Origin of the sequence: Bradyrhizobium sp. NC92 (genome assembly GCF_025200865.1) — a bacterium.
Lineage (GTDB): Bacteria > Pseudomonadota > Alphaproteobacteria > Rhizobiales > Xanthobacteraceae > Bradyrhizobium.
Genome location: NZ_CP104171.1, coordinates 5,617,432 through 5,643,871, shown reverse-complemented (window position 1 = coordinate 5,643,871; position 26,440 = coordinate 5,617,432). Strand labels below are relative to the sequence as shown.

Sequence of the window (26,440 nt, the reverse complement as noted above, 5' to 3'; positions counted from 1 at the left end):
CCGGCAATTGTTGCCGGTCCCGGCAAATGTGCCCCGGTCATCGGGCCGGGGCCTTTTCATTAAGTCATTGATTTCCTGAAGATACCAGCATTGGCATAGGCCTTGCGACGTCTCTTTCCGATTGCGGCCATGGTCGACCGGCCGCCGAGATCGGATTTGGAGACAAAGTTATGGGTATCTTCGATGCAATGAACACCTCGGTGGGTGGCCTGCAGGCGCAGTCCTTCGCGCTGCAGAACATTTCCGGCAACATCGCGAACTCATCCACCACCGGTTACAAGGGCATCGGCACCAGCTTCGTCGACCTCATTCCGGACTCCTCGGTCCCAAGCAAGCAGGTCGCAGGCGGCGTGACGGCCAACGCCAAGGCCACCATCACCACGCAGGGCACGATCTCGTCCTCCAGCGTCGCCACCAACATGGCGATCACCGGCGACGGCTTCTTCTCGATCCAGAAGGCGAGCGGCGTGGTCGACAATGTGCCTGTCTTCACCGGCGTCACCTACTACACGCGGCGTGGCGACTTCCAGCTCAATGCCAATGGCAACCTGGTCAACGGCGCCGGCTATTACCTGATGGGCGTCACGGTCGACCCGAAGACCGGCAACCCGACCGGCAGCGTGGCGAACGTCCTGCAATTCCAGAACAACTTCATTCCGGCGCAGGCGACCACCTCGATCCAGTACGCGGCCAACCTGCCGACCCAGCCGAACACGGTGGCGAAAACCACCGCCGCGACCGGCACGCTGCTGGCGGCCGGTGGCTTGAACCCGTCCGATTTCGCAGCCAACCCGCTGCCGGTCGGCACGCCGCCGGCGCCCTATACCAACGCAACGGTGTCAGGCGCGGCTGCAACCGGCAACATCCGCTCGGCCTACACGTCGACGACGGCAACGGGCACGGTGGCGCTCCAGAACAATTCGTCCGCCGTGGCTTCCACCACCACCTCGCTCGACAACACGGTCGGCACCCATCTTGCCTCCAGCATCCTCACCGCGCTGAGCGGGCAGGTGCTGACCGTCAATGGCAACACCGTCACCTTCAACGGCGGCACGACCGTCTCGACGGTCGGCAACAACACCACGATCGGTCTCGGCGCGGGCACGACGGCCACGGTGGCGGACATCCTGAACGCGATCCAGACCGCCGGCGGCGCCGGCGTCACCGCCTCGCTCAATGCCAGCGGCAACATCCAGATCGCGACCGGCACCGGCACCGACGTCGCGATCGGCAGCGGCACGGCCGCCACCGCGCTCGGCATCAGCAGCGTGACGCGTGGCGGCAACGTGCTGTCCTCGCCTGCAATCTCGGGCGCGACGGTGCTGAGCGGCAGCGCGACGGCCGGCGGCGCCCAGGTGCTCACATCCGGCTTCTCCGCCGGCGACACCATCACCGTCAACGGCCAGACACTGACCTTCGTATCGCCGCCGACGGTGCCCAGCGCCACTCAGATACTCACCACCGACAACGTCACGACCTTGCTCGGCAAGATTGACGCGCTCTCCGGCGCTTCGGGGTCGTCGGTCAGCAGCGGCGGCGTGATCACGCTGAACACCGGCACCGTCTCCAACCTTTCGGTGTCCAGCTCCAACAGCGCTGCCTTCTCCGCGCTCGGCTTCACCTCGACCATCACCAAGAACCGCGACGGTGGCGGCACCGCCGGCACCGGCGGCGTGATCGGTAACGACATCGGCACCTTCACCAAGGAGTCGATCAGCGGCGGCGCCGTGACGGCCTACAACGCCGCCGGCACGCCGGTGAACCTGCAATTGCGCTGGGCCAAGACCGACAGTGCCTCGCTGGGCGCGGGCCATTCGGATAGCTGGAACCTGTTCTACCAGACCGACCCGAACGCCACCGGCACCACGGTCGGCTGGGTCAACACCGGCCAGACCTTCACCTTCGCCGCCGACGGCTCGCTGACCTCGCCGAGCGGCTCGGGCATTACGATCAACAACGTCACGGTCAGCGGCCAGTCGCTCGGCTCGGTCGCCTTCAACATCTCCTCGGGCGGGCTGACGCAATACGCCAGCACCAGCGGCGCAGTGACCATCAACACCATCACCCAGAACGGCTATTCCGCCGGTCAGCTGCGCTCGGTCGCCGTCAACAACAATGGCGTCGTGGTCGGGACCTTCTCCAACGGCCAGAACCTCAACCTCGCCCAGGTGCAGCTGTCGCATTTCAACGGCACCAACTACCTCAAGGCGATGGACGGCGGCGCTTATGCCGCGACCGAACAGTCGGGAGACGCCATCGACGGCGCCTCGGGCACCATCAGCGGCTCGTCGCTGGAGGGCTCCAACACCGACATCGCCGACGAATTCACCAAGCTGATCGTGACCCAGCAGGCCTATTCGGCCAACACCAAGGTGATCACGACCGCGAATTCGATGGTGCAGGATCTCCTCAACGTGTTGCGCTGAGCGGCGCGTGACGTAACCAAAGGCGGGCCAGTGATATGGGTTTGAGTTCAGCCCTCGCCAGTGCGATGAGCGGTCTGCGCGCCAACCAGGCCGCGCTCTCGATCGTCTCCTCGAACGTCGCCAATGCGCAGACGCCGGGTTACGTCGTCCAGACGCCGAACCAGATCGAGGTCACCACCGGCGATTTCGGCGCGACGGCGATGACGACCGGCGTCAGCCGCGAGCTCGACGCCTATGTGCTGAACCAGCTGCGCACCGAGACCGGCGGCAGCGGTTACGCCGACCAGATGGCCAACATCCTGAAGCAGCTTCAGAATGTCTATGGCACGCCCGGCAACAGCGGCACGCTCGAAGCCGCGCTGAACAAATTCACCACGGCGCTGCAGGCGCTGTCGACCAGCTCGGGGGCGTCGTCGGCGCAAACCGTCGCGCTCGGTGCGGCGCAGGCGCTTGCGACACAGCTCAACGTCACCACCAAGGGCATCCAGTCGCTGCGCTCCAACGTCGAGCAGGACCTCGGCAACTCGGCACGGGCCGCCAACGCGGCGATGCAGCAGATCGCCGACATCAACACCAAGCTCCAGGGCCTGTCGCCCAATGATCCCTCGGCCGCCACGCTGATGGACCAGCGTGACCAGGCCATCAACACGCTGTCGAAATATGTCGACGTCCGCGTCACCACCGACGGCTCGAACCAGACCAACATCTATACCACGACCGGCATTCAGCTGGTCGGCGCGGGGCTCGCCTCGGAGTTCTCCTTTGCCTCGGCCGGCGCGCTGTCGGCGACCTCGCTCTACAGCATCGACCCCACCAAGTCCGGCGTCGGCGCGCTCAACATCAAGCTGCCGAACGGCTCGCAAGTGGACGTTGTCGCCAACAACGTGGTTTCGTCGGGGCAGATTGCGGCCGATCTGAAGCTGCGCGACGAGACGCTGGTGCAGGCGCAGAACCAGATCGACCAGCTCGCCGCCACGATGGCGAGCGCATTGTCCGACAAGACCACGGCCGGCAGCACCGTCTCCGGCCCGCCGGCCGGTTTCGACCTGGAGCTTGCCGGCGCGCTGCCGGGCAACACCGTCAACATCACCTACACCGACACGGCCACCAACACGCAGCGCCAGATCACGCTGGTCAACGTGACCGACCCGGCGGCGCTGCCGCTCCAGAACGCGACGAACGCCAACCCGACGCGGATCGGCGTCAACTTCGCCGGCGGCATGAATGCGATCGCGTCCGCGCTGAACACTGCGCTGTCAGGCACGCATCTGTCGTTCTCCGCAGCCCCGTCACCGGCGACCGCGACGACGTTGCGGGTGACCGACGACAACACCGGCCTTGCCAAGGTCAACTCGGCCTCGACCACCAAGACGATCTCGTCGCTGACCTCGGGCAATCCGCAGCTGCCGCTGTTCACCGACGGCGGGCAGGCGCTCTACACCGGCGCGATCACGGCATCGGGCTCGCAGATGACCGGCCTTGCCGGCCGCATCGCCGTCAACACGCAGCTGGTCGCCGACCCGACCAGGATGTCGGTCTACAACACCTCGCCGGTGACGCCCGCGGGCGACACCACGCGTTCGGACTATCTCTATTCGCAGCTCACCAGTACGGTGTTCTCCTATTCGCCGCAGAGCGGCCTCGGCTCGGCGACCCAGCCCTTCACCGGCAGTGTCTCGAACTTCCTCCAGCAGTTCCTGAGCGTGCAGGCGAACGCCGCGACCCAGGCGACCCAGCTCCAGCAGGGCCAGAGCGTGGTGGTCTCGACGCTTCAGGCCAAGTTCGACTCGACCTCCAAGGTCAATCTGGACGCGGAGATGTCGAACCTGATCCAGCTGCAGAACGCCTACGCCGCCAACGCCCACGTCATGTCGGTGGTGCAGAGCATGATGAACACGTTGATCCAGGCTCAATTGTAAGCAGTAACAGGGCTCTGAAACATGTCGATCAGCAGCATCAATTACTCCTCGTCGGTTCTCGGCGCGCAGATCCGCAACATCAATCAGCAGCTCACCGATTTGTCGACGCAGCTTTCGACCGGCAAGCTGTCGCAGAACTATTCCGGCATGGGCACCAACGAGGGCTTTGCCATCGCGGGACGCGCGCAGCTCTCCAACATCGCCGCCTATACCGACACGATCACCAACGTCAACGTCAGCATCAACCTCGCCAACACCGCGCTGCAATCGCTGACCAAGATCCGCAGCACGGTGCAGACGGGTTCGGCCAACACCGCGCAGGATCTCAACGTCAACGGCCAGACGATCGCGCAGAACACCGCGGCGGCCCAGTTCGGCTCGATGGTCGGCGTCCTCAACACGCAGACCGGCAACCGCTATCTGTTCTCCGGAACGGCCGTCAACACCCAGTCGGTGGCCAATGCCGGCGACATCATCAACGGCACCACGACGCAGGCCGGCTTCAAGACCGTCATGGCCGAGCGCCAGGCCGCGGACTTAGGGGCCAGCGGCATGGGCCGCCTGGTGCAGACGCAGCCGACGGCAAGCTCGGTGCAGGTGTCGGAAGACGTCGCCGGATCGCCGTTCGGCCTCAAGATCAAGGCGGTGTCCTCGACGCTGACTGGCGCGACCGTCACCGGCCCGAGCGGCTCGCCGGTGTCGTTCTCGGTCGATCTCAATGGCGTCAATCCGAACAACGGCGACAAGCTCAGCATTCAATTCACCCTGCCGGACGGCACGACCGAGCAGATCGACCTGACGGCGTCCTCGGCGACGCCGACGCCGCTCGGCAGCTTCGCGATCGATGCGAGCACGCCCGTCAACCCGAACAACACCGCCGCGAACCTCAACACGGCGCTGAACACCGCGATTCAGAAACTCGCCAACACTTCGCTGGTGGCGGCATCGGCGGTCGTCGCGGGCGACAACTTCTTCAACACTGCGAGCTCTGCGATCGGGACCCCCGTCAACAACCAGGCGGCGCCGGCGGCCCCGGTCACCGGCGCGACGGCGTTATCGGGCGCGAGCCCCTCGGACTCGATTTCGCCGGGCTTCGTCGCGGGCGATACCATCACCGTCAACGGCACCACGCTGACCTTCGTGGCCTCGGGCGCGACCGGCAACCAGCTCAACGTCACCGACAGCATCCAGGCCCTGCTGACCAAGATCGACGCGATCACCGGAACGTCAAAGCCCTCGACGGTCCACGGCGGCTCGATCACGATCAATACCGACGATGCGGCGAGCCTCAGCATCACGACGTCGAACACCGGCGCGCTGAGCGCGCTCGGGTTCGCCGCGACGCCGGTGACCGCCACGCAGCCGCCGCTGCGCGTCGGCTCTTCGCCGGCGAGCTCGGCGACGACGCTGGTGAACGGCTCGGCCAATACGGTGAAGTGGTATTTGGGCAATGACGGGCCCGGCTCGCCGCGCTCGACCGCGATGGCGCGGGTCGACGATGCCGTGACGGTGCAATATGGCGCCCAGGCGAATGAGGATGCGATCCGCCGCCAATTGCAGGCAATCGCGGTGTTCGGCACCTTCTCGACCTCGCCGACGGGACAATATTCGGGCGGGCAGGTCTCGGCGCTGAGCCTGCGGGTGACCCAGGAGCTGACCCAGCAGCCCGGACAGCAGCGCATCGAGGACATCCAGACCGACATCGCGATGGCCCAAAACACGATGAAGGACGCGAGCACGCGTCAGACCCAGGCCAAGGCGCAGCTCCAGACCATCATCGACCAGGCGGAATCGGCTTCCCCCGACCAGGTCGCGAGCGAGATCCTGGCGCTGCAGAACGCCCTGCAGGCGTCCTACCAGGTGACCTCGAACCTGGCGCAGCTCTCGCTCGTCAAGTTCCTGTAAGGAGGCGTTAACACGCCGTTAACCAGGCCTGTTTACCTCTTGGTGAGGATTGCAGCGGGGGCTGAGCGGTCGATGTCGGACAAGATGCAGCTGGTGGTGGCGACGCCTTGCTTCGGCGGGCAGGTGTCGAGCATCTATGCGAGCTCGATCTTCGCTTTGCAGCGGGCCGTGCACGGCATGTCCAATCTCGAGCTCAAGGTTCTCCTGCGCGACGGCGACGCGCTGATCACGCGGGCGCGGGCCAACCTGGTCGCGATGTTCCTGGATGATCCCAAGGCGACGCATTTCCTGTTCATCGATGCCGATATCGGCTTCAAGCCGGAGCAGGTGTTCCGGCTGATCGAATGCGGCGCGGATGTCGTCGCCGGCTGCTATCCGATCAAGCGGATCAACTGGGACAAGGCCGCGCGTGCGATCCAGTCGGGTCGGGCCGACGTGCCGGCGGCCTCGCTCGACTACGTGCTCGAGATCGAGGATCCTGACCGCATCGTGGTTGTCAACGGATTCACCCGCGTGTGCTATGCCGGCACCGGCTTCCTGATGATCCGGCGTCATGTCCTGGAAGCGATGTGCCGCCACCCGGACTACGCGAACCTTCGGTTCTTCCGCGAGCATTCGCATGATGCGCTGGCGGCGAGCCAGAACCGCTTCGCGCTGTTCGAATGCATGATCGATCCGGCGACCGGCACGTATCTGTCCGAGGACTTCGCCTTCTGCAAGCGCTGGACCGACATCGGCGGCGAGATCTGGGCCGACATTCAGAGCCCGCTCGACCACGTCGGGCCGTCGGTGTTCCACGGCGACATCGCCTCGCAATTCACAGCCGCGCCTGCGGCGGCGGCCGATGCCGCGGCGTGAGCCCTTCGGGATGAGCGGCGGCGCATCCGCTCGGTCGGAGATGCAACGCGCCGCCGCCGGCGGTTCGCGCTATCGCCTGCGCGATCTCTTCACGCCCCTCGACACGCTGCTCGTGTCCGGCGGAGATCCGCGCCTGGCGCTCGATCCCAGCGATCGAGCCAACGCCTATGGCTGCGCGGCTTCACCGGAGCCGGAGGTCTGGAATTTCGCCTCCTCGACTGCCTCGACGATCTCGCAGGCGGCCTATGACCGCGCCGCGCTGGCGCGCGAGGAGCTGATGCACAAGTGCCTGTTCGACGAGGTCGAGGTCGCTTTCGATGCACGCTGCGAGGACCTGCGCGACGAGCTGCGCGGCCATCTCCAGCTCTCGCCGCGCGTCGATGTGGTGTTCTCGCCGTCCGGCACGGACTCCCAGCTTCACGCCCTGTTCCTGGCGCGCACCATGCTCGGCGCGCGGCCGGTGACGATCGTGGTCGGCGCCGACCAGACCGGGAGCGGCACGACCCATACCGCGCGTGGACATCATTTCAGCGGCCTGACGGCGAGCGGCTTTGCGGTTCGCAAGGACGCCGCGGTGGCGGGGCTGGCCGGCGCCAGCATCTCGCTGCCGTTGCGCGCGCCGGGGGCCGGGATCGCGATGCGCACGGACGCCGATGAGGCGGTGCTGCATGCGGTCGAGGCCACCATCGCGCAAGGCGCGCCCGTGCTGCTCCAGATCATGGATTCCTCGAAGCTCGGATGGCGTGCACCGAGCGCGGCCTGCCTCGACGAGATCGCGCGGCGCTGGCCGCGCAAGGTCCAGATCGTCGTCGACGCCTGCCAGGCCAGGCTCGGCCGCCGGCGGCTGCGCTCTTATCTCGACCGCGGCTATATGGTGCTGATCACCGGCTCCAAATTCTTCGGCGGACCTGCCTTCAGCGGTGCGTTGCTGGTGCCGAAGGGCCTGTCGCGGTCGCTCGACCGCATCGAGGGGATCGCGCCTGGAATCTTCGATTACGCCGGCCGCTGCGATTGGCCGATGGCCTGGATGGCGCTGCGTTCGCGCTTCGAGCGCCGCCCGAATTTCGGACAATGGCTGCGCTGGGAGGCGGCGCTGGCCGAGATCGGCAGCTACTACGCTGTGCCCGGCGCTTTCCGCGCCGGGATGCTCGCCGAGCTCGCTGCCGGCATCGACAGCATGATCGCATTGTCGCCGTCGTTGCGCTCTGTTCCAGCCGCGACCGACGTGGCCGGCATCGACGATGAGGAATTCGTGCAACCCACCATCTTTCCGTTCACGCTGCTGCGCGACGGCAAGCCGGTTTCTATTGCCGAGACCACGGCCGTTCACCGCGCGCTGGCGCGTGACGTCAGCGCAGAGATCAGCGGCAGCGCGGAGGACCGTCAGGTCGCCGCACAGCGCTGCCTGATCGGCCAGCCGGTGCGACTGGAGCGGCAGGACGAGACGCCGCAGGCGGTGCTGCGCCTCTGCGTCGGCGCGCGGCTCGTGATCGAGGCCTGGTCGCCGGACAGGGCGGAGACGCAACGCAACGTGCAGCACCTTCTCGACCAGATCGCCCACGTCCTGGTGAAGATCGAGCTGCTGCTCGCCGGTGGCGCAGCCGCTTCCGTGCCGGTAAAGTCCGCGTTCGAGGTGTGAGATGCAGCATCCGGTTTCAGCGCCGATCGGCCTGACCGCGGCGAACTATGCCGACCGCATCGGCTTTGCGCAACTGACGCGCCGGGCCTTCGAAGGCGTCGATCTGCATCCGTTGCGCGACCAGCTCGTCGCGCGCATCGCAGCAGGGACTGCGCTGGCGGGCGAGGGACTGGACCTGTCGTTGATCACCCAGCTCCTGGGCGACAAGGATCACGGGCTTGCTATCCAGTCCGAGGTGCTGGCCTTCCATCAATTGTTTCGAACACCTAGCGCCGCCCCGAAGCCGGGCCTGCGCCTGCTCGCGCTTGCAGCCGATATCGACATGGGCGGCAACACGCCGATCGATTTCCTGCTCGAAGGCTCCGACATCGAACTGTTGACTCTCTATGTGATCAAGGGCGTCGGTTTGCCCGAGACCTTGCCGGAGCACGACGCGGCCATCGTGGTCGCGTCCGATTCCGAGGAATGCCGTGAGGCGCTCGCGCTGATCGAAGGGGCCGCACCGCACTGGCCGCGGCCGTTGCTCAATCGCCCCGATCGCATCGGCAATCTCGATCGCGACAAGCTTTATCGGCTGCTGACGGACGTGCCCGGCCTCGACATTCCCGCGACGATTCACGCAACGCGGACGCAATTGTCGGACCTTGCGCAGGGGCGGATCGCATGCGCCGACATCGCAGGCGAGTTGCACTTTCCGATGATCGCGCGGCCGCGCGGCTCGCATGCCGGCGTCGGGCTCGCGAAACTCGACGACGCGGCGGCGCTTGTGGCCTATCTCGCCGAACGGAAGGAGCAGGATTTCTTCGTCGCACGCTTCGTCGATTATGTGAGCCCCGACGGGCTCTACCGCAAGTATCGCCTCGCCATGGTCGACGGCAAGCCCTACGCCTGCCACATGGCGATCGCCGATCGTTGGGACATCTGGTATCTCAACGCCTACATGGCCTTCAGCGAAGAAAAGCGGGCCGAGGAAGCCGTCTTCATGCGCGACTTCGACCATGCCTTCGGCGCGCGCCACAGCAACGCGCTCGAGGAGATGAGCCGGCGCGTCGGCCTCGATTATTTCATCGTCGATTGCGCCGAGAACGCGAACGGCGAGCTCTTGGTGTTCGAGGCCGACAACACCGCCGTCGTGCACAACATGGATTCGCCGGTCGTGTTTCCCTACAAGCCGCCGCAGATGCGCAAGATCTTTGCCGCGTTCGCGGCGATGCTGTCGCGGCATGCAAAGACGGGCACGGAGAGCGCAGCATGAACGAGATCATCCGCAACGCGCAAAGCGCCGTCGCGAATACCTCGCTCGATCCGCAGGACTGGAGCGAGTTTCGCACGCTGGCCCACCGCATGCTGGACGAGACGATCGACGGCATCGCCAACGTTCGTGCGCGCCCCGTCTGGCGGCCGATTCCCGATGACGTCCGCGCGGCATTCAGAGCGGACGTGCCGCGCGAGGCGAGCGATCTTGCCGAGGTCTATCGCGAATTCTCCGAGCATATCGCGCCCTATGCGACCGGCAACGTCCATCCCGGCTTCATGGGCTGGGTGCATGGCGGCGGCACCGCGGTCGGCATGCTCGCGGAGATGCTCGCCGCCGGCCTCAATGCCAATCTCGGCGGACGCGACCACATGCCGATCGAGGTCGAGCGCCAGATCATCGAGTGGATGCGGTGCCTGTTCCTCTTTCCCGAGAGCGCAAGCGGCATCTTCGTCACGGGCACGTCGATGGCCAATCTGATGGCCGTGCTGGTTGCGCGCACCGCCGCGCTCGGCACGCTGGCGCGTCAGCACGGCATCGGCAATGACGGTGCGCTGCTCACGGCCTATACGTCGCAGGCAGCGCATGGCTGCATAGCGAGGGCGACGGACATCGCCGGGCTCGGCACGGATGCACTGCGCAAGATCGCCGTCGATGCCGATCATCGCATCGACGTTGCCGCATTGCGCGCGCAGATCGCCGTCGATCGCGAGGTCGGCTTCAAGCCGTTCCTGGTGGTCGCATCCGCCGGCACGGTCGATATCGGTGCGATCGACGATCTCAGGGCGATCGCTGAGCTGTGCCGAGAGGAAGGAATCTGGTTTCACGTCGACGGCGCTTTCGGTGCGCTCGCGATGCTGGCGCCGGAGCTTGCGCCGCTGCTCGGCGGCATCGAGCTTGCGGATTCCATCGCACTCGACTTCCACAAATGGGGGCAGGTGCCGTACGACGCAGGCTTCCTGCTGGTGCGCGACGGCGAGCAGCATCGGCAGGCCTTTGCGCAGCCGGCTGCCTATCTGAGCCGCGAGGCGAGGGGGCTTGCGGCGGGCGCGGTCTGGCCCTGCGATCTAGGTCCCGATCTGTCGCGCGGCTTCCGGGCGCTGAAGACGTGGTTCACGCTGAAGACGTTCGGCACCGACCGGCTGGGTGCGGCGGTTGCGCGGAGCTGTGCGCTCGCAAAGTATCTGGAGACGCGTGTGCTGGCCGAACCGCGGCTGGAATTGCTGGCGCCGGTCAATCTCAACATCGTCTGCTTCCGCTATCGCAGCGGCGATGCTGTCAATCGCGAGATTGTTGCCGACATCCAGGAGTCCGGCATCGCAGCGCCATCGAGCACGACGTTGGACGGAAAGCTCGCGATCCGCGCGGCGATCGTCAATCACCGCACCGAGGAGGCGGACATCGATGCGCTGGTTGCGGCCGTGCTGCAGTTCGGTGGACAGCGGAGCGGCGGAGTGATCGAGGTCGATGCGCCGCCGCTCGCAGCGCAATAGTTTGACGAACGCCTGAAAACGACAACGGCCCCGGAGGCGATCCGGGGCCGTTGTCGTTGGCGCGAACGCCCGTATCAGGCGGCGGCAGTGCTGACGTCGTCCTTGTCCGCTGCCGCCTTGGGATGCGTGGCCTCGAACTGGTTGCGCAGCTTCTCCTCATAGGCGATCAGCTTGCGGGCTTCCTTCAGCGCCCGGTAAAGGTCGCCGTTCAGGATGTTGTTGTTGATGCCTTCGATGATCGGCCAGGAACTCGGCACCGCCGTGACGATGTCCCGTACCAGGTTGAAATAGGTGCCGTGCTGGGTCTGCGGATCCGGGGAGATGTACATGAGCTGGACCGCCAGATAGACGAGCTTGGCGGGCGTGTCGGCGGTCTCCGGCGTGAGGATGTCGCGTTCGCGCAGGATCGGCACGTTCTCGCCATCGATCAGCAGGCGGGCCCGCTGGTCCGTGTTGGTGATCACGGAATTGCCGACGATGATGCGTTCGTGCGGTTTGAGCTCGACCTTGAGGGCCATTCCTGTTCTCCATCAACGCTTTCGTAACCGAGCGTTCGTTGCGGCCTGTCAGGTCGTGATTCTCGCTCGCAACTAGTTAACGAGCTGTAAATTCGAGCTATTCCCGCCAAAAAGCTGAATGCTTTCAATAGCGGGATTGGTGCGGCGTTGCCGCCATGCGCACCGCTTCCGGGACCGAATCACGCGTGACCGGGCAAAAGCGCGAGGTTCATTTCATGTTTCGTTAGAGGTCTCGGCGGCACGGTCCGCCGTCGCTGGGTCCATCGCGATCCAAGCAGACGTGTAACAGTAGCGTCGTTTACCAGAAAGGTAACAGAGTCATGTCCGGTATCGTCCTCTCCGCATCGGTTCGTCAGAACCTGCTCTCCCTCCAGTCCACCGCTGACCTCCTCGCCACCACGCAGAACCGTCTGTCGACCGGCAAGAGCGTCAACTCGGCCCTGGACAATCCCACCAACTTCTTCACCGCGCAGTCGCTCGACAACCGCGCCAGCGACATCAACAACCTGCTCGACGGCATCGCCAACGGCGTGCAGGTGCTGCAGGCTGCCAACACCGGCATCACCTCGCTGCAGAAGCTGATCGACTCCGCGAAGTCGATCGCCAACCAGGCGCTGCAGACCACCGTCGGCTACTCCACCAAGTCGAACGTGTCCGCCACCATCTCCGGTGCGACGGCGGCCGACCTGCGTGGCACGACCTCCTATGCGAGCGCCACGGCGAGCAGCAACGTCGTGTATAGCGGCGCGGCCGGCGGCACCACCGCGGCGACCGGCACCACGACGCTCGGCGCTACCATCGGCTCGTTCACGGGTACGGCGGGAACGGCCGGCGACGGCACCACGGCGCTGACCGGCGCCATCACCCTGATCGCCACCAACGGCACGACTGCAACGGGCCTCGCCAGCAACGCCCAGCCCGCCGACGGCGACACGCTGACCGTCAACGGCAAGACCATCACCTTCCGCAGCGGTTCTGCTCCGGCCTCGACCGCCGTTCCGACCGGCTCGGGCGTCAGCGGCAATCTCGTCACCGACGGCAATGGCAACACCACGGTCTATCTCGGCACCGCCGGCACCCCGGCTGCGACCGTGAGCGATCTCTTGACCGCGGTCGATCTCGCCAGCGGCGTCAAGACGGTGTCCATCAGCTCGGGTGCTGCGACGATCGCGACCAGCGTCAACCAGACCGCTTCGAGCGTTGGTGCGGGCGCCGTCACGCTGAAGAGCTCAACGGGTGCGGACCTGAGCGTCACCGGCAAGGCCGACCTGCTCAAGGCGCTCGGCCTGACCACCTCGGTGGGCGGCGGCAACGCCACCGTGAGCGTCAACCGGACCACGAGCTCAACCTCGCTCGGTGCGACGATCACCGACGGCTCGACGCTGAACGTCAACGGCCACGTCATCTCCTTCAAGAACGCGCCGATCCCGGGCTCGACCGGTGCTCCGAGCGTTCCGACCGGTTATGGTGCCAGCGGTAACGTCCTCACCGACGGCAACGGCAACTCGACGGTCTATCTGCAGGGCGGCACGATCAACGACGTGCTGAAGGCGATCGACCTCGCTACCGGCGTGCAGACCGCGACGGTCAATGCCAACGGCACCGCGACGCTCGCGACGGCCTCCGGCCAGACCAACTCGTCGATCAACGCCTCCGGCCTGCTCAAGATCTCGACCGGCGTCAATGCCGACCTGTCGATCACCGGCACCGGCAACGCGCTGAACGCGCTCGGTCTCGCCGGCAACACCGGCACGGCGACCGCCTTCACGGCGGCGCGCACCTCCGGCATCGGCGGCATCAGCGGCAAGACCTTGACCTTCTCCTCCTTCAACGGCGGCACGGCGGTCAACGTCACCTTCGGCGACGGCACCAACGGCACGGTCAAGACGCTCGATCAGCTCAACACCAAGCTGCAGGCCAACAACCTGACGGCGACGATCGACGCCAACGGCCTGCTGACGATCTCGACCACCAACGACTACGCGTCCTCGACCATCGGTTCGAGCGCCGCAGGTGGTGCGATCGGCGGCACGCTGACCTCGTCGCTCACGTTCTCGACGGCTTCCACCCCCGTCCAGGATACGGTTGCCCAGACGGCGCGTGCGAACCTGGTCAATCAGTACAACAACATCCTGAACCAGATCGACACGACCGCGCAGGACTCCTCGTTCAACGGCGTCAACCTCTTGAACGGCGACCAGCTCAAGCTGGTGTTCGACGAGACCGGCAAGTCGAACCTCAGCATCACCGGCGTGACCTACAACTCCAAGGGTCTTGGCCTCGCCGCGCTGACCAGCGGCGTCGACTTCATCGACAACGCTGCCACCAACAAGGTGCTGACCAACCTGAACGCCGCGTCGAGCACGCTGCGCTCGGAAGCCTCGAGCCTCGGCTCGAACCTCTCGGTGGTGCAGGTCCGTCAGGACTTCAACAAGAGCCTGATCAACGTGCTGCAGACCGGCTCGTCCAACCTGACCCTGGCCGACACCAACACCGAGGCGGCCAACAGCCAGGCGCTGTCGACCCGCCAGTCCATCGCGGTCTCCGCGCTGTCGCTGGCCAACCAGTCGCAGCAGAGCGTGCTGCAGCTGCTCCGCTAACAAAGCGGACGACATCGCAAGCAAGATCCGGCGGCGGGGCTTCGGCCCCGCCGCTTTCTTTTTGCGCCGGCATCTAAAGTGCTGCCCGGCGGGGTCGAAAGGGTGCATTCGATGCAGTCAATCGCTCACTCTCAGTTATGGTTGACAAGTAGCAAACGCTTCACCGGTGCATGAAAAACATCATCCGATCATGATGATAGGGGCCGAGCCCATCTGGCTGCATCGCTCTTATGGTGAATCCGGACGAGGACTGCCGCGACACGCTTCATGCTTTGTTAGCCCACAACGTTCACCGTCCCGAGCATCGATTAATCCTAATCGAAGTTTGTTGCGTTGCGTACCAGAAGGGTAACACTCAATGTCCGGTATTGTTCTCTCCGCATCGGTTCGTCAGAACCTGCTCTCCCTCCAGTCCACCGCTGATCTACTCGCCACCACCCAAAGTCGTCTGTCGACCGGCAAGAGCGTCAACTCGGCCCTGGACAATCCCACCAACTTCTTCACCGCCCAGTCGCTCGACAACCGCGCCAGCGACATCAACAACCTGCTCGACGGCATCGCCAACGGCGTGCAGGTGCTGCAGGCTGCCAACACCGGCATCACCTCGCTGCAGAAGCTGATCGACTCCGCGAAGTCGATCGCCAACCAGGCGCTGCAGACCACGGTGGGTTATTCCACCAAGTCGAACGTCTCCACCACCATCTCCGGTGCGACAGCGGCCGACCTGCGTGGCACGACCTCCTATGCGAGCGCCACGGCGAGCAGCAACGTCGTGTATAGCGGCGCGGCCGGCGGCACCACCGCGGCGACCGGCACCACGACGCTCGGCGCTACCATCGGCTCGTTCACGGGTACGGCGGGAACGGCCGGCGACGGCACCACGGCGCTGACCGGCGCCATCACCCTGATCGCCACCAACGGCACGACTGCAACGGGCCTCGCCAGCAACGCCCAGCCCGCCGACGGCGACACGCTGACCGTCAACGGCAAGACCATCACCTTCCGCAGCGGTTCTGCTCCGGCCTCGACCGCCGTTCCGACCGGCTCGGGCGTCAGCGGCAATCTCGTCACCGACGGCAACGGCAACACCACGGTCTATCTCGGCACCGCCGGCACGCCGGCTGCGACCGTGAGCGATCTCTTGACCGCGGTCGATCTCGCCAGCGGCGTCAAGACGGTGTCCATCAGCTCGGGTGCTGCGACGATCGCGACCAGCGTCAACCAGACCGCTTCGAGCGTTGGTGCGGGCGCCGTCACGCTGAAGAGCTCGACGGGTGCGGACCTGAGCGTCACCGGCAAGGCCGACCTGCTCAAGGCGCTCGGCCTGACCACCTCGGTGGGCGGCGGCAACGCCACCGTGAGCGTCAACCGGACCACGAGCTCAGCCTCGCTGGGTGCGACGATCACCGACGGCTCGACGCTGAACGTCAACGGCCACGTCATCTCCTTCAAGAACGCGCCGATCCCGGGCTCGACCGGTGCTCCGAGCGTTCCGACCGGTTATGGTGCCAGCGGTAACGTCCTCACCGACGGCAACGGCAACTCGACGGTCTATCTGCAGGGCGGCACGCTCAACGACGTGCTGAAGGCGATCGACCTCGCCACCGGCGTGCAGACCGCGACGGTCAATGCCAACGGCACCGCGACGCTCGCGACCGCCTCCGGCCAGACCAACTCGTCGGTCAACGCCTCCGGCCTGCTCAAGATCTCGACCGGCATCAATGCCGACCTGTCGATCACCGGCACCGGCAACGCGCTGAACGCGCTCGGCCTCGCCGGCAACACCGGCACGGCGACCGCCTTCACGGCGGCGCGCACCTCCGGCATCGGCGGCATCGCCGGCAAGACCTTGACCTTCACCTCCTTCAACGGCGGCACGGCGGTCAACGTCACCTTCGGCGACGGCACCAACGGCACGGTCAAGACGCTCGATCAGCTCAACACCAAGCTGCAGGCCAACAACCTGACGGCGACGATCGACGCCAACGGCCTGCTGACGGTCTCGACCACCAACGACTACGCGTCCTCGACCATCGGTTCGAGCGCCGCAGGTGGTGCGATCGGCGGCACGCTGACGACGGCTCTGACCTTCTCGACGGCCTCCACCCCCGTCCAGGATACGGTTGCCCAGACGGCGCGTGCGAACCTGGTCAATCAGTACAACAACATCCTCCAGCAGATTGACTCGACTGCTCAGGACTCCTCGTTCAACGGTGTCAACCTCCTCAATGGCGACCAGCTCAAGCTGGTGTTCGACGAGACTGCAAAGTCGAGCCTGAGCATCACGGGCGTGACCTACAACTCCAAGGGTCTTGGCCTCGCCGCGCTGACCAGCGGTGTCGACTTCATCGACAACGCTGCCACCAACAAGGTGCTGACCAACCTGAACTCCGCGTCGAGCACGCTGCGTTCGGAAGCTTCGGCTCTGGGTTCAAACCTGACGATCGTGCAGGTTCGTCAGGACTTCAACAAGAACCTGATCAACGTGCTGCAGACCGGCTCGTCCAACCTGACCCTGGCCGACACCAACGTCGAGGCGGCCAACAGCCAGGCGCTGTCGACCCGCCAGTCCATCGCAGTCTCCGCGCTGTCGCTGGCCAACCAGTCGCAGCAGAGCGTGCTCCAGCTGCTCCGCTAACGCGCGGGCGACATCGCAAGCAAGATCCGGCGGCGGGGCTTCGGCCCCGCCGCTTTCTTTTTGGTCACTGCTCGGAGACTTCGAGAGGGCAGGCGCCTCGCGAAAAAGTAACCAGCAGTTATGGTTAATGGAGCGTAAGCGTCAGGAATTGCCAATGATTTCAGATGGATTGCGAGCCGTGCCCGCACGTTCGACTCGCTTATGGTGAACCGGCGCTTAGGCGGGCTTCATGCATTTCACCCTTTGTTAGCCATGTCACGGCACGCTGGCCCCGTCACTCGATCCGGAAGCGATCGAACGAAGACGCGTAAGCCAGAAGGGTAAGAGTCATGTCCGGTATTGTTCTCTCTGCGTCGGTTCGCCAGAACCTGCTCTCTCTCCAGTCCACCGCCGATCTTCTCGCCACTACACAGAACCGTCTGTCGACCGGCAAGAGTGTCAACTCGGCCCTGGACAATCCCACCAACTTCTTCACCGCCCAGTCGCTCGACAACCGCGCCAGCGACATCAACAACCTGCTCGACAGCATCGCCAACGGCGTGCAGGTGCTGCAGGCTGCCAACACCGGCCTGACCTCGCTGCAGAAGCTGATCGACTCCGCGAAATCGATCGCGAACCAGGCGCTGCAGACCACCGTCGGCTACTCCACCAAGTCGAACGTCTCCACCACCATCGCCGGTGCGACGGCGGCCGACCTGCGCGGCACGACGAGCTTCGCCAGCGCGACGGCGAGCAGCAACGTGCTCTACAACGGCACTGCCGGCGGCACCACCGCGGCGAACGGGACCACGACGCTCGGTGCCACCATCGGCTCGTTCACGGGTACGGCGGGAACGGCCGGCGACGGCACCACGGCCTTGACCGGCGCCATCACCCTGATCGCCACCAACGGCACGACTGCAACGGGCCTCGCCAGCAACGCCCAGCCCGCCGACGGCGACACGCTGACCGTCAACGGCAAGACCATCACCTTCCGCAGCGGCGCTGCTCCGGCATCGAGTGCGGTTGCGGCCGGCTCGGGCGTCAGCGGCAACCTCGTCACCGACGGCAACGGCAACACCACGGTCTATCTCGGCACCGCCGGCACGCCGGCTGCGACCGTCAGCGATCTCTTGACCGCGGTCGATCTGGCCAGCGGCGTCAAGACGGTGTCCATCAGCTCCGGTGCTGCGACGATCGCGACCAGCGTCAACCAGACCGCTTCGAGCGTTGGTGCGGGCGCCGTCACGCTGAAGAGCTCGACGGGTGCGGATCTGAACGTCACCGGCAGGGCCGACCTGCTCAAGGCGCTCGGCCTGACCACCTCGGTGGGCGGCGGCAACGCCACCGTGAGCGTCAACCGGACCACGAGCTCAACCTCGCTCGGTGCGACGATCGCCGACGGCTCGACGCTGAACGTCAACGGCCACGTCATCTCCTTCAAGAACGCGCCGATCCCGGGCTCGACCGGTGCTCCGAGCGTTCCGACCGGTTATGGTGCCAGCGGCAACGTCCTCACCGACGGCAACGGCAACTCGACGGTCTATCTGCAGGGCGGCACGGTCAATGACGTCTTGAAGGCGATCGACCTCGCCACCGGCGTGCAGACCGCGACGGTCAATGCCAACGGCACCGCGACGCTCGCGACCGCCACCGGCCAGTCGAACTCGACGATCAACACGTCCGGCCAGCTCAAGATCTCGACCGGCATCAACGCCGACCTCTCGATCACCGGCACCGGCAACGCGTTGAACGTGTTCGGTCTCGCCGGCAACACTGGCAGCGCCACCGCCTTCACGGCGGCGCGCACCTCCGGCATCGGCGGCATCGCCGGCAAGACCTTGACCTTCACCTCCTTCAACGGCGGCACGGCGGTCAACGTCACCTTCGGCGACGGCACCAACGGCACGGTCAAGACGCTCGATCAGCTCAACACCAAGCTGCAGGCCAACAACCTGTCGGCAACGATCGACGCCAACGGCCTGCTGACCATCACGGCATCCAACGACTATGCGTCCTCGACGCTGGGCTCGACGGCGGCCGGCGGTGCGATCGGCGGCACGCTCACCTCGGCCTTGACCTTCTCGACGGCTTCCACCCCCGTCCAGGATGGCGTTGCCCAGACGGCGCGTGCCAATCTGGTGTCTCAGTTCAACAACATCCTCAACCAGATCGATACCACCGCGCAGGACTCCTCGTTCAACGGCGTCAACCTGCTCAACGGCGATCAGCTCAAGCTGGTGTTCGACGAGACCGCCAAGTCGAGCCTGAACATCACGGGCGTGACCTACAACTCCAAGGGTCTCGGCCTCGCCTCGCTGACGGTCGGCGTCGACTTCATCGACAACGCCGCAGCAAATCGGGTGCTGACCAACCTGAACGCCGCCTCGAGCACGCTGCGCTCGCAGGCCTCGAGCCTCGGCTCGAACCTCTCGGTGGTGCAGATCCGTCAGGACTTCAACAAGAACCTGATCAACGTGCTGCAGACCGGCTCCTCCAACCTGACCCTGGCCGACACCAACGTCGAGGCGGCCAACAGCCAGGCGCTGTCGACCCGGCAGTCGATCGCGGTCTCCGCGCTGTCGCTGGCCAACACGTCGCAGCAGAGCGTGCTCCAGTTGCTTCGTTAACAAGAAACTGAAATTATTGAATAAAATCGGGCGGCGGGGCTTCTTGCCCCGCCGCTCTTTTTTGCGTCCGGGGCGGGCAGGGGCGTTCATTCGCCATTAACCCTGTCCCTTAAACCGGCGTTAACCATACTTTAAAGGACACCTCCTAAAACTGGACAAAAGGCCCGCTTTCCAGTCCGCGCGGCCGATTCGTATCCGGTTCAAGAGGAAGACTCGCCAATGTCCAACATCGTTCTCTCGGCGTCCGTTCGCCAGAACCTGTTGTCGCTGCAGTCGACGGCCGACTTGCTGGCCACGACGCAGGAGCGGCTGTCGACCGGCAAGAAGGTCAACACGGCGCTCGACAATCCCACCAACTTCTTCACGGCGCAGGGGCTGGACAACCGGGCGAGTGACATCAGCAACCTGCTCGACGGCATCAACAACGGTGTCCAGGTGCTGCAGGCGGCCAACACCGGCATCACCTCGCTGCAGAAGCTGATCGACAGCGCCAAATCGATCGCCAACCAGGCGCTGCAGACCACGGTCGGCTATTCCACCAAGTCGAACGTCTCCACCACGATTCCCGGCGCGACGCCCGCCGACCTGCGCGGCACGACCTCCTATGCGAGCGCGACCGCCAAGAGCAACGTGCTCTATACCGGCGCGGCCGGCGGCGTGACCCCGGTCACGGGAACCGCCGCACTCGGTGCCTCGCTGGGCTCGACGGCCGGCACCTTTACCGGCACGGCCGCGCTCGCCGCCGACGGCACCACCGCGCTGTCCGGCACCGCGACGTTGCTCGGCACCACGGCATCGACCACCTTCAGCACGCCGCCCGCCGATGGCGACACCATCACGGTGAACGGCAAGACCATCACCTTCCGCACCGGCGTCGCGCCAAGCTCGCAGCCGACCGGCTGGGGTCTCGACGCCAGCGGCCACATCGCCACCGACGGCAACGGCAATTCGATCGTCTACGAGGGAACGCCGACTGCGCCCGGTGCGACCATCAACGACGTCCTCACCGCGATCGACCTCGCCAGCGGCGTCAAGACTGCAACTATCAGCGCGAGCGCGGCGACCATCGCCGTCAGCGGCGCGGCCGGTCCCGTCGGCACACTCCAGGTGGCATCCTCGATCTCGGGCGGCGGCCAGATCACGCTGAAGAGCTCGACCGGCGCCGATTTGAGCCTGACGGGCAAGGCTGACTTCCTCAATAAGCTCGGTCTGACGGCGGCGACCGGCGCAGGCAATGCGACCGTGACTGCGAACCGGTCGACCACCGCCGGCTCGCTCGGCACTCTCGTTCAGGACGGCTCGACGCTGAACATCGACGGCCACACCATCACCTTCAAGAATGCGCAGACCCCGCAATCGGCGGCGAGCGTCGCCAACGGCTTTGGCGTCAGCGGCAACGTCGTCACCGACGGCAACGGCAATTCGACCGTCTATCTCCAGAGTGCGACGCTGACCGACCTGCTCAACTCGATCGACCTCGCCACCGGCGTCAAGACCGCCAGCATCTTCAACGGTGCGGCGACCATCACGACCACGTCGGGCCAGATCCCGTCGTCGGTGAACTCCAGCGGCCAGCTGTCGCTCTCGACCGGCGTCAACGCCGACCTCTCGATCACCGGCACCGGCAACGCGCTCAGCGCGTTCGGCCTCAGCGGCAACACCGGCACGGCGACCGCCTTCACCGCGGCGCGCACCTCGGGCGTCGGCGGCATCAGCGGCAAGACGCTGACCTTCACCTCCTTCAACGGCGGCACGCCCGTCAACGTCACCTTCGGCGACGGCACCAACGGCACCGTCAAGACGCTCGACCAGCTCAACGCGCAGCTTCAGGCCAACCACCTGACCGCGACGATCGACGCCAACGGCGTGCTCACGGTGACCACCGTCAACGAATACGCCTCCTCGACGCTGGGTTCGACCACTGCCGGCGGCACGGTCGGCGGCACCATCACCGGCGTCCTCGCCTTCACCACGGCGCAGCCGCCGGTCCAGGATCCCGTCGCGCAGACCGCGCGCTCGAACCTGGTCAACCAGTTCAACAACATCCTGGCCCAGATCGACACGACGTCGCAGGACTCCTCCTTCAACGGCGTCAACCTGCTCAACGGCGACACGCTGAAGCTGGTCTTCAACGAAACCGGCAGCTCGACGCTCAGCATCAACGGCGTGGTGTTCAACGCGGCCGGCCTCGGCCTCAGCAACCTCGTCAACGGCGTCGACTTCATCGACAACGGCGCCACCAACAGGGTGCTGGCGAGCCTGAACGCCGCCTCGAGCACGCTGCGCTCGGAAGGCTCCAGCCTCGGTTCGAACCTGTCGATCGTGCAGGTGCGTCAGGACTTCTCCAAGAACCTGATCAACGTGCTGCAGACCGGCTCGTCCAACCTGACGCTCGCCGACACCAACGAGGAAGCGGCCAACAGCCAGGCGCTGTCGACGCGCCAGTCGATCGCGGTCTCCGCGCTGTCGCTGGCCAACCAGTCGCAACAGAGCGTGCTGCAGCTGCTCCGCTAATTCCGCAGCGCAACTTCGCTATTGGAGATTTCGCGGCGGGGCTGACGCTCCGCCGCTCTTTTGAGGGAGATCGCTAAGACAAGATTAGCTGAGATCGATGCGCGTCACGACGAGCAAGTTTACATCGTGCATGCGTGCATCTAGCGTCGCGCTGACGAAGGACTCCGCGTCCCGTAATTCTGCGGAGTGCTTCCAAGCACGGTACGTAAGCAAATCTTAAGCGGTGCTGCCTAGGGTTGGGAAAGAAATCCTTAAGCGCGTACAACGCGCTAGGTAACCTCCAGGGTGTGATTGATGTCGAATTCCGCTGCCTCGGCTTATGCGCGTGTTGCAACCACCACCGCATCTCCTCGCGACATCGAGGCGCAGACTCTGCTCAAGGCCGCCAACAAGCTCCAGGACGCGGTGAACAACGCCGATCCGCTCAGCGAGCAGACCATGCAGGCCCTGATGTTCAACCGCAAGCTCTGGACCATCTTCCTGAGCGAGGCGATGCGCGACAGCAATCCGCAGCCGATCGACGTCCGGCAGAAGATCGCCAACATCAGCGTGTTCGTGCTGAGCCAGACCGCCGCGCTGCAGATGAGCCCGCAGTTCGATCATTTCCGTCCGCTGATCGAGATCAACCGCAATATCGCGGCAGGCCTGTCCGGACGGCCGTGACCGGATTCGTGATGGTCGCCATCACGAGCGCATCGGCGAAAACTCTCAATGTCGGCAGGATCTGATCGCGGCTGGTGGTCTTGCCTCGGCATGCAAACTCCGCGCTGACCGGCGACGGCCAGACGCAGAGCAGAAACTACGGCATCTATCTCGTGATCGTCAGGCGCTGACGTCGGTGCTGAGCGGACGCGAGGGCTCGGACTTCATGTCCAGTGCATGGAAATAGGCACGCCGGCGCAGCATCGCCTCGTCCGGAAACTGGTTCACCACCGTGTCGGTCCTGTCATTGACGACCTGAAAGACGAAGGACGCGGCCGCCTGGTCGAACACGACCTGGCGCGAGATGTTCTCGTGGTTCGGCACATCATTGCGCACCGGCGCGCCGGTATCGGCCGCGGCGACCGTCTGGCTCACCGGAAGATCGGTTTGCACGGCCTCGTTCGCCGCCGCGTTGGACGTCGTCACGATCTGAATGGGGGCCGGGATCCCCACCGGCCTGATGCTGAAATCTGTACTCATGGCAGCCTCCTGGTTGCCTTACGTGAGTCAAATCCCAACCCCTCTAATCGCGCAAGCATGGAACACCAGGACTGAAGACCCGGTAAGGAAACGTGCCTAACCGCGCGACGCCGTGGCCGCGCGGTTTTTCTTAAAATTGTCGGTTGTTCTCGTGCCCACTCAGAGCGAGCGGCTGACCGCCAGCGGGGTGATATGGCGCGGACCCGGCGCTGCGCGGCGCCCCGCGGCCGTATAGGTGTTCGGCACGTTGCGCTTCTGGATCTCGGCGTTGACGCCGCGCACGACGCTCTCGGACACCGCGTGCGCGGTGGCGAGCACGGTGAGATTGACCTGGAGCATCGCGCGGAACGCATCGTGGTGGCGATGCAGCGTCGAGAGCAGCTCGGGCGCGGACTTCGCGAGTTGCGGCTGGTTGGCCTTCAACTGGCTGACGGCGGCGACGTAGTTGCGCGACAGCTCCTGCTTCTTGCCTTCGAACGACATCGCCTCGCGGACCTTCCCGGCGCGGACGAGCTCGGTCTCGCGCTCGATCAGCGCGAGCAGGGCGTTCATCGCATCCATCAGCTCTTCGGCGAGCTTGCGCGCCTCGCCGCTGATGGGGGCGCTGTTCGGACGCTGGGTCTGCATCGGCTGACGTGAGGCGTTGAAATGGTTCATCTCGTTTGACCTTATGCCGTCCGGATCGTTTTCGCCTGCTGCAGGATGAGGGTACGGTAGACGTCGCTGGCGACGCCGACACCGCCGGCCTTGGCGAAGTTCTTGGAATATTGCTCGGTCAGCATCGAGCGCCACACGCCGGTGCCGGGCGTGTCGCCGAACGGACCTTCGCCCTTCAGGCCCGAAGTCATCTGCGCGAACATGCTGTTGAGGAACATCGCCTCGAAGTCGGTGGCGGTCTTCTGCGCCTTGGCCTGTTGCTGCGGCGAGACCTTTTGGAGTGCCGCGGCGAGCTCGAAGTCCGGCCGGCCGTTGCGGCTCTCGACCGAGAAGGCCGAATTGGTGGCGAGGCGAGGGGTGTTGATCGCGATGGTCTGCATCACATCACCTCGATATCGGCTTCGATGGCGCCCGCGGCCTTGATCGCCTGGAGGATGCTGATCATGTCGCGGGGGCCGATGCCGAGGCCGTTGAGGCCGTCGACGAGCTGCTGGAGCGAGACGCCGTCCTTGACGAGCGCCAGCTTCTTGCCGTCCTCGGTGACGGTGACACTGCTGCGGGGCGCGACCACGGTGCGGCCGCGCGACAGCGGATTGGGCTGGCTCACCTGCGGGCTCTCGGAGATCGTGACCGTCAGGTTGCCTTGCGCCACCGCGACGGTGGCGACGCGGACGTCGCGGCCCATCACGATGATGCCGCTGCGTTCGTCGATGACGATCTTGGCGGCGAGATCGGGGTCGACCTGGAGCTGCTCGATCTCGGTGAGGAAGGCGACGACGTTGCCCTTGAACTCGGGCGGGATCGACAGCTGCACCGTCGAAGGATCGATCGGCTCGGCGGTCTTGACGCCGAGATAGTCGTTGATTGCGGCCGCGATGCGCTTGGCGGTGGTGAAGTCGGGGTTGCGCAGCGCCAGGCGGACGTTCGGCAACCGGTTGAGTGCGAACTCGATCTCGCGCTCGATGATGGCGCCGTTGGCGATGCGTCCCACGGTCGGCACGCCGCGCACGATCTTGGCGGCCTCGCCCTCGGCCTGGAAGCCGGAGATCGCGAGCGAGCCCTGCGCCACCGCATAGACATTGCCGTCGGCGCCGAGCAGGGGAGTGACCAGCAGGGTGCCGCCCTGCAGATTCTTGGCATCGCCGAGCGCGGAGACGGTGACGTCCATGCGCGTGCCCTGGGTGGCGAAGGCCGGCAGGTTGCCCGTGACCATCACGGCGGCGACGTTGCCGGTGCGGATGGTGGCGCCGCGGATGTTGACGCCCATGCGCTCCAGCATCGCCTGCAGCGACTGCTTGGTGAAGGGGATGTTGTTGAGCGTGTCGCCGGTGCCGTTGAGGCCGACGACGAGGCCGTAGCCGATGAGCTGGTTCTGCCGCACGCCCTCGATATTGGCGAGGTCCTTGATGCGCGAGGTCGCCGCCGCCGAGGTGACCGACAGCGCCAGCGCCGACAGCGCGGCGCAGGCCAACCCAACAATCCTCACCCAACGAACGCCTGGCATCTCTGCTCCCCAAGGCCCTCAAGAAAGGCCCCTCAAATCGGAAAGGACTTGCACGACACTCCCATGACGAGCTGGTCCGGCGCTTTCCTTGCGAGCGCTGTGCCAACGCCTGATAGCGAGGGTAGGTGGCTGAATAGGTTGAGTAAATCTGTTTCGACCGGTGTCAGCACTCGTTCGCCCTGAGGAGCGAAACTGCCGCCTGTCGGCAGATTTTGCCGGGCCGTTTACGCACCGTTAACCATAAGACAGCGAAGGTGAGGCATCGATCACCCGGATTCTTTCCGATGCGCATCTACGGACCGAACGGCACCACGCTTGGAGCGCCGGCCAGCCAGGCCAAGCGGACGGGCTCCGGCACCTTCGTGCTGCCCGACACCTCATCGGCGCAGGAGACGCGGAACGCTGCCGCACCGAAGGCCGCCGCCAACATCGATGCGCTGCTGGCGTTGCAGGGTGTCGAGGAGGATCCGGTCGAGCGTCGCAAACGCTCGGTCGCCCGCGGCAGGACTGCGCTCGACGTGCTCGACGATCTCAAGATGGGGCTGCTGTCGGGCAATCTCGACGCCTCGACCGTGATGCGGCTGCGCGACGCCGCGGCGAACCTGAAATCGTCCTCCGGCGATGCCGGTCTTGATGCGGTGCTCTCCGAGATCGAGCTGCGCGTCGAGGTCGAGCTGGCGAAGGCCGGGCAGGGGTAGTCGCGCAGGGTGTCGTCGGCCGGCT

General features: G+C 65.4%; 18 protein-coding genes. 13 read left to right on the top strand and 5 right to left on the bottom strand.

Annotated elements, in window-relative coordinates; translation table 11 throughout:
* Positions 1 to 170: 170 nt before the first annotated feature.
* From N2602_RS26735 to N2602_RS26705, 7 genes are all read left to right on the top strand, one after another.
* On the top strand, positions 171 to 2,426 hold the full coding sequence (locus tag N2602_RS26735) for a flagellar hook-basal body complex protein (RefSeq protein WP_212260282.1): 2,256 nt from the start codon (positions 171 to 173) through the stop codon (positions 2,424 to 2,426).
* Between the two features lie 35 nt (positions 2,427 to 2,461).
* On the top strand, positions 2,462 to 4,345 hold the full coding sequence (flgK, locus tag N2602_RS26730; RefSeq protein WP_260379932.1) for a flagellar hook-associated protein FlgK: 1,884 nt from the start codon (positions 2,462 to 2,464) through the stop codon (positions 4,343 to 4,345).
* A gap of 21 nt (positions 4,346 to 4,366) precedes the next feature.
* Positions 4,367 to 6,250, top strand: coding sequence for a flagellar protein (locus tag N2602_RS26725; RefSeq protein WP_260379931.1), 1,884 nt, complete (start codon positions 4,367 to 4,369; stop codon positions 6,248 to 6,250).
* Between the two features lie 72 nt (positions 6,251 to 6,322).
* Positions 6,323 to 7,108 (top strand): hypothetical protein, encoded by a 786-nt coding sequence (locus tag N2602_RS26720; RefSeq protein ID WP_260379930.1) that lies wholly within the window; start codon positions 6,323 to 6,325, stop codon positions 7,106 to 7,108.
* A gap of 10 nt (positions 7,109 to 7,118) precedes the next feature.
* Positions 7,119 to 8,747: a hypothetical protein gene (locus N2602_RS26715; RefSeq protein WP_260383717.1), complete on the top strand. Its 1,629-nt coding sequence runs from the start codon at positions 7,119 to 7,121 to the stop codon at positions 8,745 to 8,747.
* Position 8,748: 1 nt separating this feature from the next.
* Positions 8,749 to 10,002 (top strand): RimK family alpha-L-glutamate ligase, encoded by a 1,254-nt coding sequence (locus N2602_RS26710; protein ID WP_172785243.1) that lies wholly within the window; start codon positions 8,749 to 8,751, stop codon positions 10,000 to 10,002.
* Complete coding sequence (locus N2602_RS26705) at positions 9,999 to 11,495, top strand: aspartate aminotransferase family protein (RefSeq protein ID WP_260379929.1); 1,497 nt, start codon at positions 9,999 to 10,001, stop codon at positions 11,493 to 11,495. Before N2602_RS26710 ends, N2602_RS26705 begins: the two co-directional genes overlap by 4 nt.
* Before the next feature lie 74 nt (positions 11,496 to 11,569).
* On the opposite strand, the gene flbT is transcribed toward N2602_RS26705, so the two are convergent.
* Positions 11,570 to 12,013, bottom strand: a complete 444-nt coding sequence (gene flbT, locus N2602_RS26700) for a flagellar biosynthesis repressor FlbT (RefSeq protein WP_172785241.1) — start codon at positions 12,011 to 12,013, stop codon at positions 11,570 to 11,572.
* Between the two features lie 320 nt (positions 12,014 to 12,333).
* Between flbT and N2602_RS26695 the strand changes: the two genes are divergently transcribed.
* From N2602_RS26695 to flaF, 5 genes are all read left to right on the top strand, one after another.
* Positions 12,334 to 14,613 (top strand): DUF1522 domain-containing protein, encoded by a 2,280-nt coding sequence (locus N2602_RS26695; RefSeq protein WP_260379928.1) that lies wholly within the window; start codon positions 12,334 to 12,336, stop codon positions 14,611 to 14,613.
* A gap of 358 nt (positions 14,614 to 14,971) precedes the next feature.
* Entirely contained in the window at positions 14,972 to 17,251 is a 2,280-nt protein-coding gene (locus N2602_RS26690) for a DUF1522 domain-containing protein (protein WP_260379927.1), read from the top strand.
* Between the two features lie 329 nt (positions 17,252 to 17,580).
* Positions 17,581 to 19,860 carry a DUF1522 domain-containing protein gene (locus tag N2602_RS26685; RefSeq protein ID WP_172782861.1) on the top strand — a complete coding sequence of 760 codons (2,280 nt, stop codon included), beginning with the start codon at positions 17,581 to 17,583 and terminating at the stop codon, positions 19,858 to 19,860.
* Positions 19,861 to 20,079: 219 nt separating this feature from the next.
* Positions 20,080 to 22,374: a DUF1522 domain-containing protein gene (locus N2602_RS26680; RefSeq protein ID WP_172782862.1), complete on the top strand. Its 2,295-nt coding sequence runs from the start codon at positions 20,080 to 20,082 to the stop codon at positions 22,372 to 22,374.
* A gap of 294 nt (positions 22,375 to 22,668) precedes the next feature.
* Positions 22,669 to 23,037, top strand: a complete 369-nt coding sequence (gene flaF, locus N2602_RS26675; RefSeq protein ID WP_018642830.1) for a flagellar biosynthesis regulator FlaF — start codon at positions 22,669 to 22,671, stop codon at positions 23,035 to 23,037.
* Positions 23,038 to 23,196: 159 nt separating this feature from the next.
* On the opposite strand, the gene N2602_RS26670 is transcribed toward flaF, so the two are convergent.
* The 4 genes from N2602_RS26670 to N2602_RS26655 all read right to left on the bottom strand — a co-directional run bounded on the left by N2602_RS26670 (position 23,197) and on the right by N2602_RS26655 (position 25,717).
* On the bottom strand, positions 23,197 to 23,556 hold the full coding sequence (locus tag N2602_RS26670) for a hypothetical protein (RefSeq protein ID WP_172782863.1): 360 nt from the start codon (positions 23,554 to 23,556) through the stop codon (positions 23,197 to 23,199).
* Positions 23,557 to 23,715: 159 nt separating this feature from the next.
* Entirely contained in the window at positions 23,716 to 24,213 is a 498-nt protein-coding gene (locus N2602_RS26665; RefSeq protein ID WP_172782864.1) for a hypothetical protein, read from the bottom strand.
* A gap of 11 nt (positions 24,214 to 24,224) precedes the next feature.
* Positions 24,225 to 24,593, bottom strand: a complete 369-nt coding sequence (flgJ, locus tag N2602_RS26660; protein ID WP_260379926.1) for a flagellar assembly peptidoglycan hydrolase FlgJ — start codon at positions 24,591 to 24,593, stop codon at positions 24,225 to 24,227.
* Complete coding sequence (locus N2602_RS26655) at positions 24,593 to 25,717, bottom strand: flagellar basal body P-ring protein FlgI (protein WP_036027924.1); 1,125 nt, start codon at positions 25,715 to 25,717, stop codon at positions 24,593 to 24,595. The genes flgJ and N2602_RS26655 overlap by 1 nt, the downstream gene beginning before the upstream one ends.
* Before the next feature lie 284 nt (positions 25,718 to 26,001).
* Here N2602_RS26655 and N2602_RS26650 point away from each other — a divergent pair, with 284 nt between their 5' ends.
* On the top strand, positions 26,002 to 26,415 hold the full coding sequence (locus N2602_RS26650; protein WP_172782866.1) for a flagellar assembly protein FliX: 414 nt from the start codon (positions 26,002 to 26,004) through the stop codon (positions 26,413 to 26,415).
* Positions 26,416 to 26,440 lie beyond the last annotated feature (25 nt).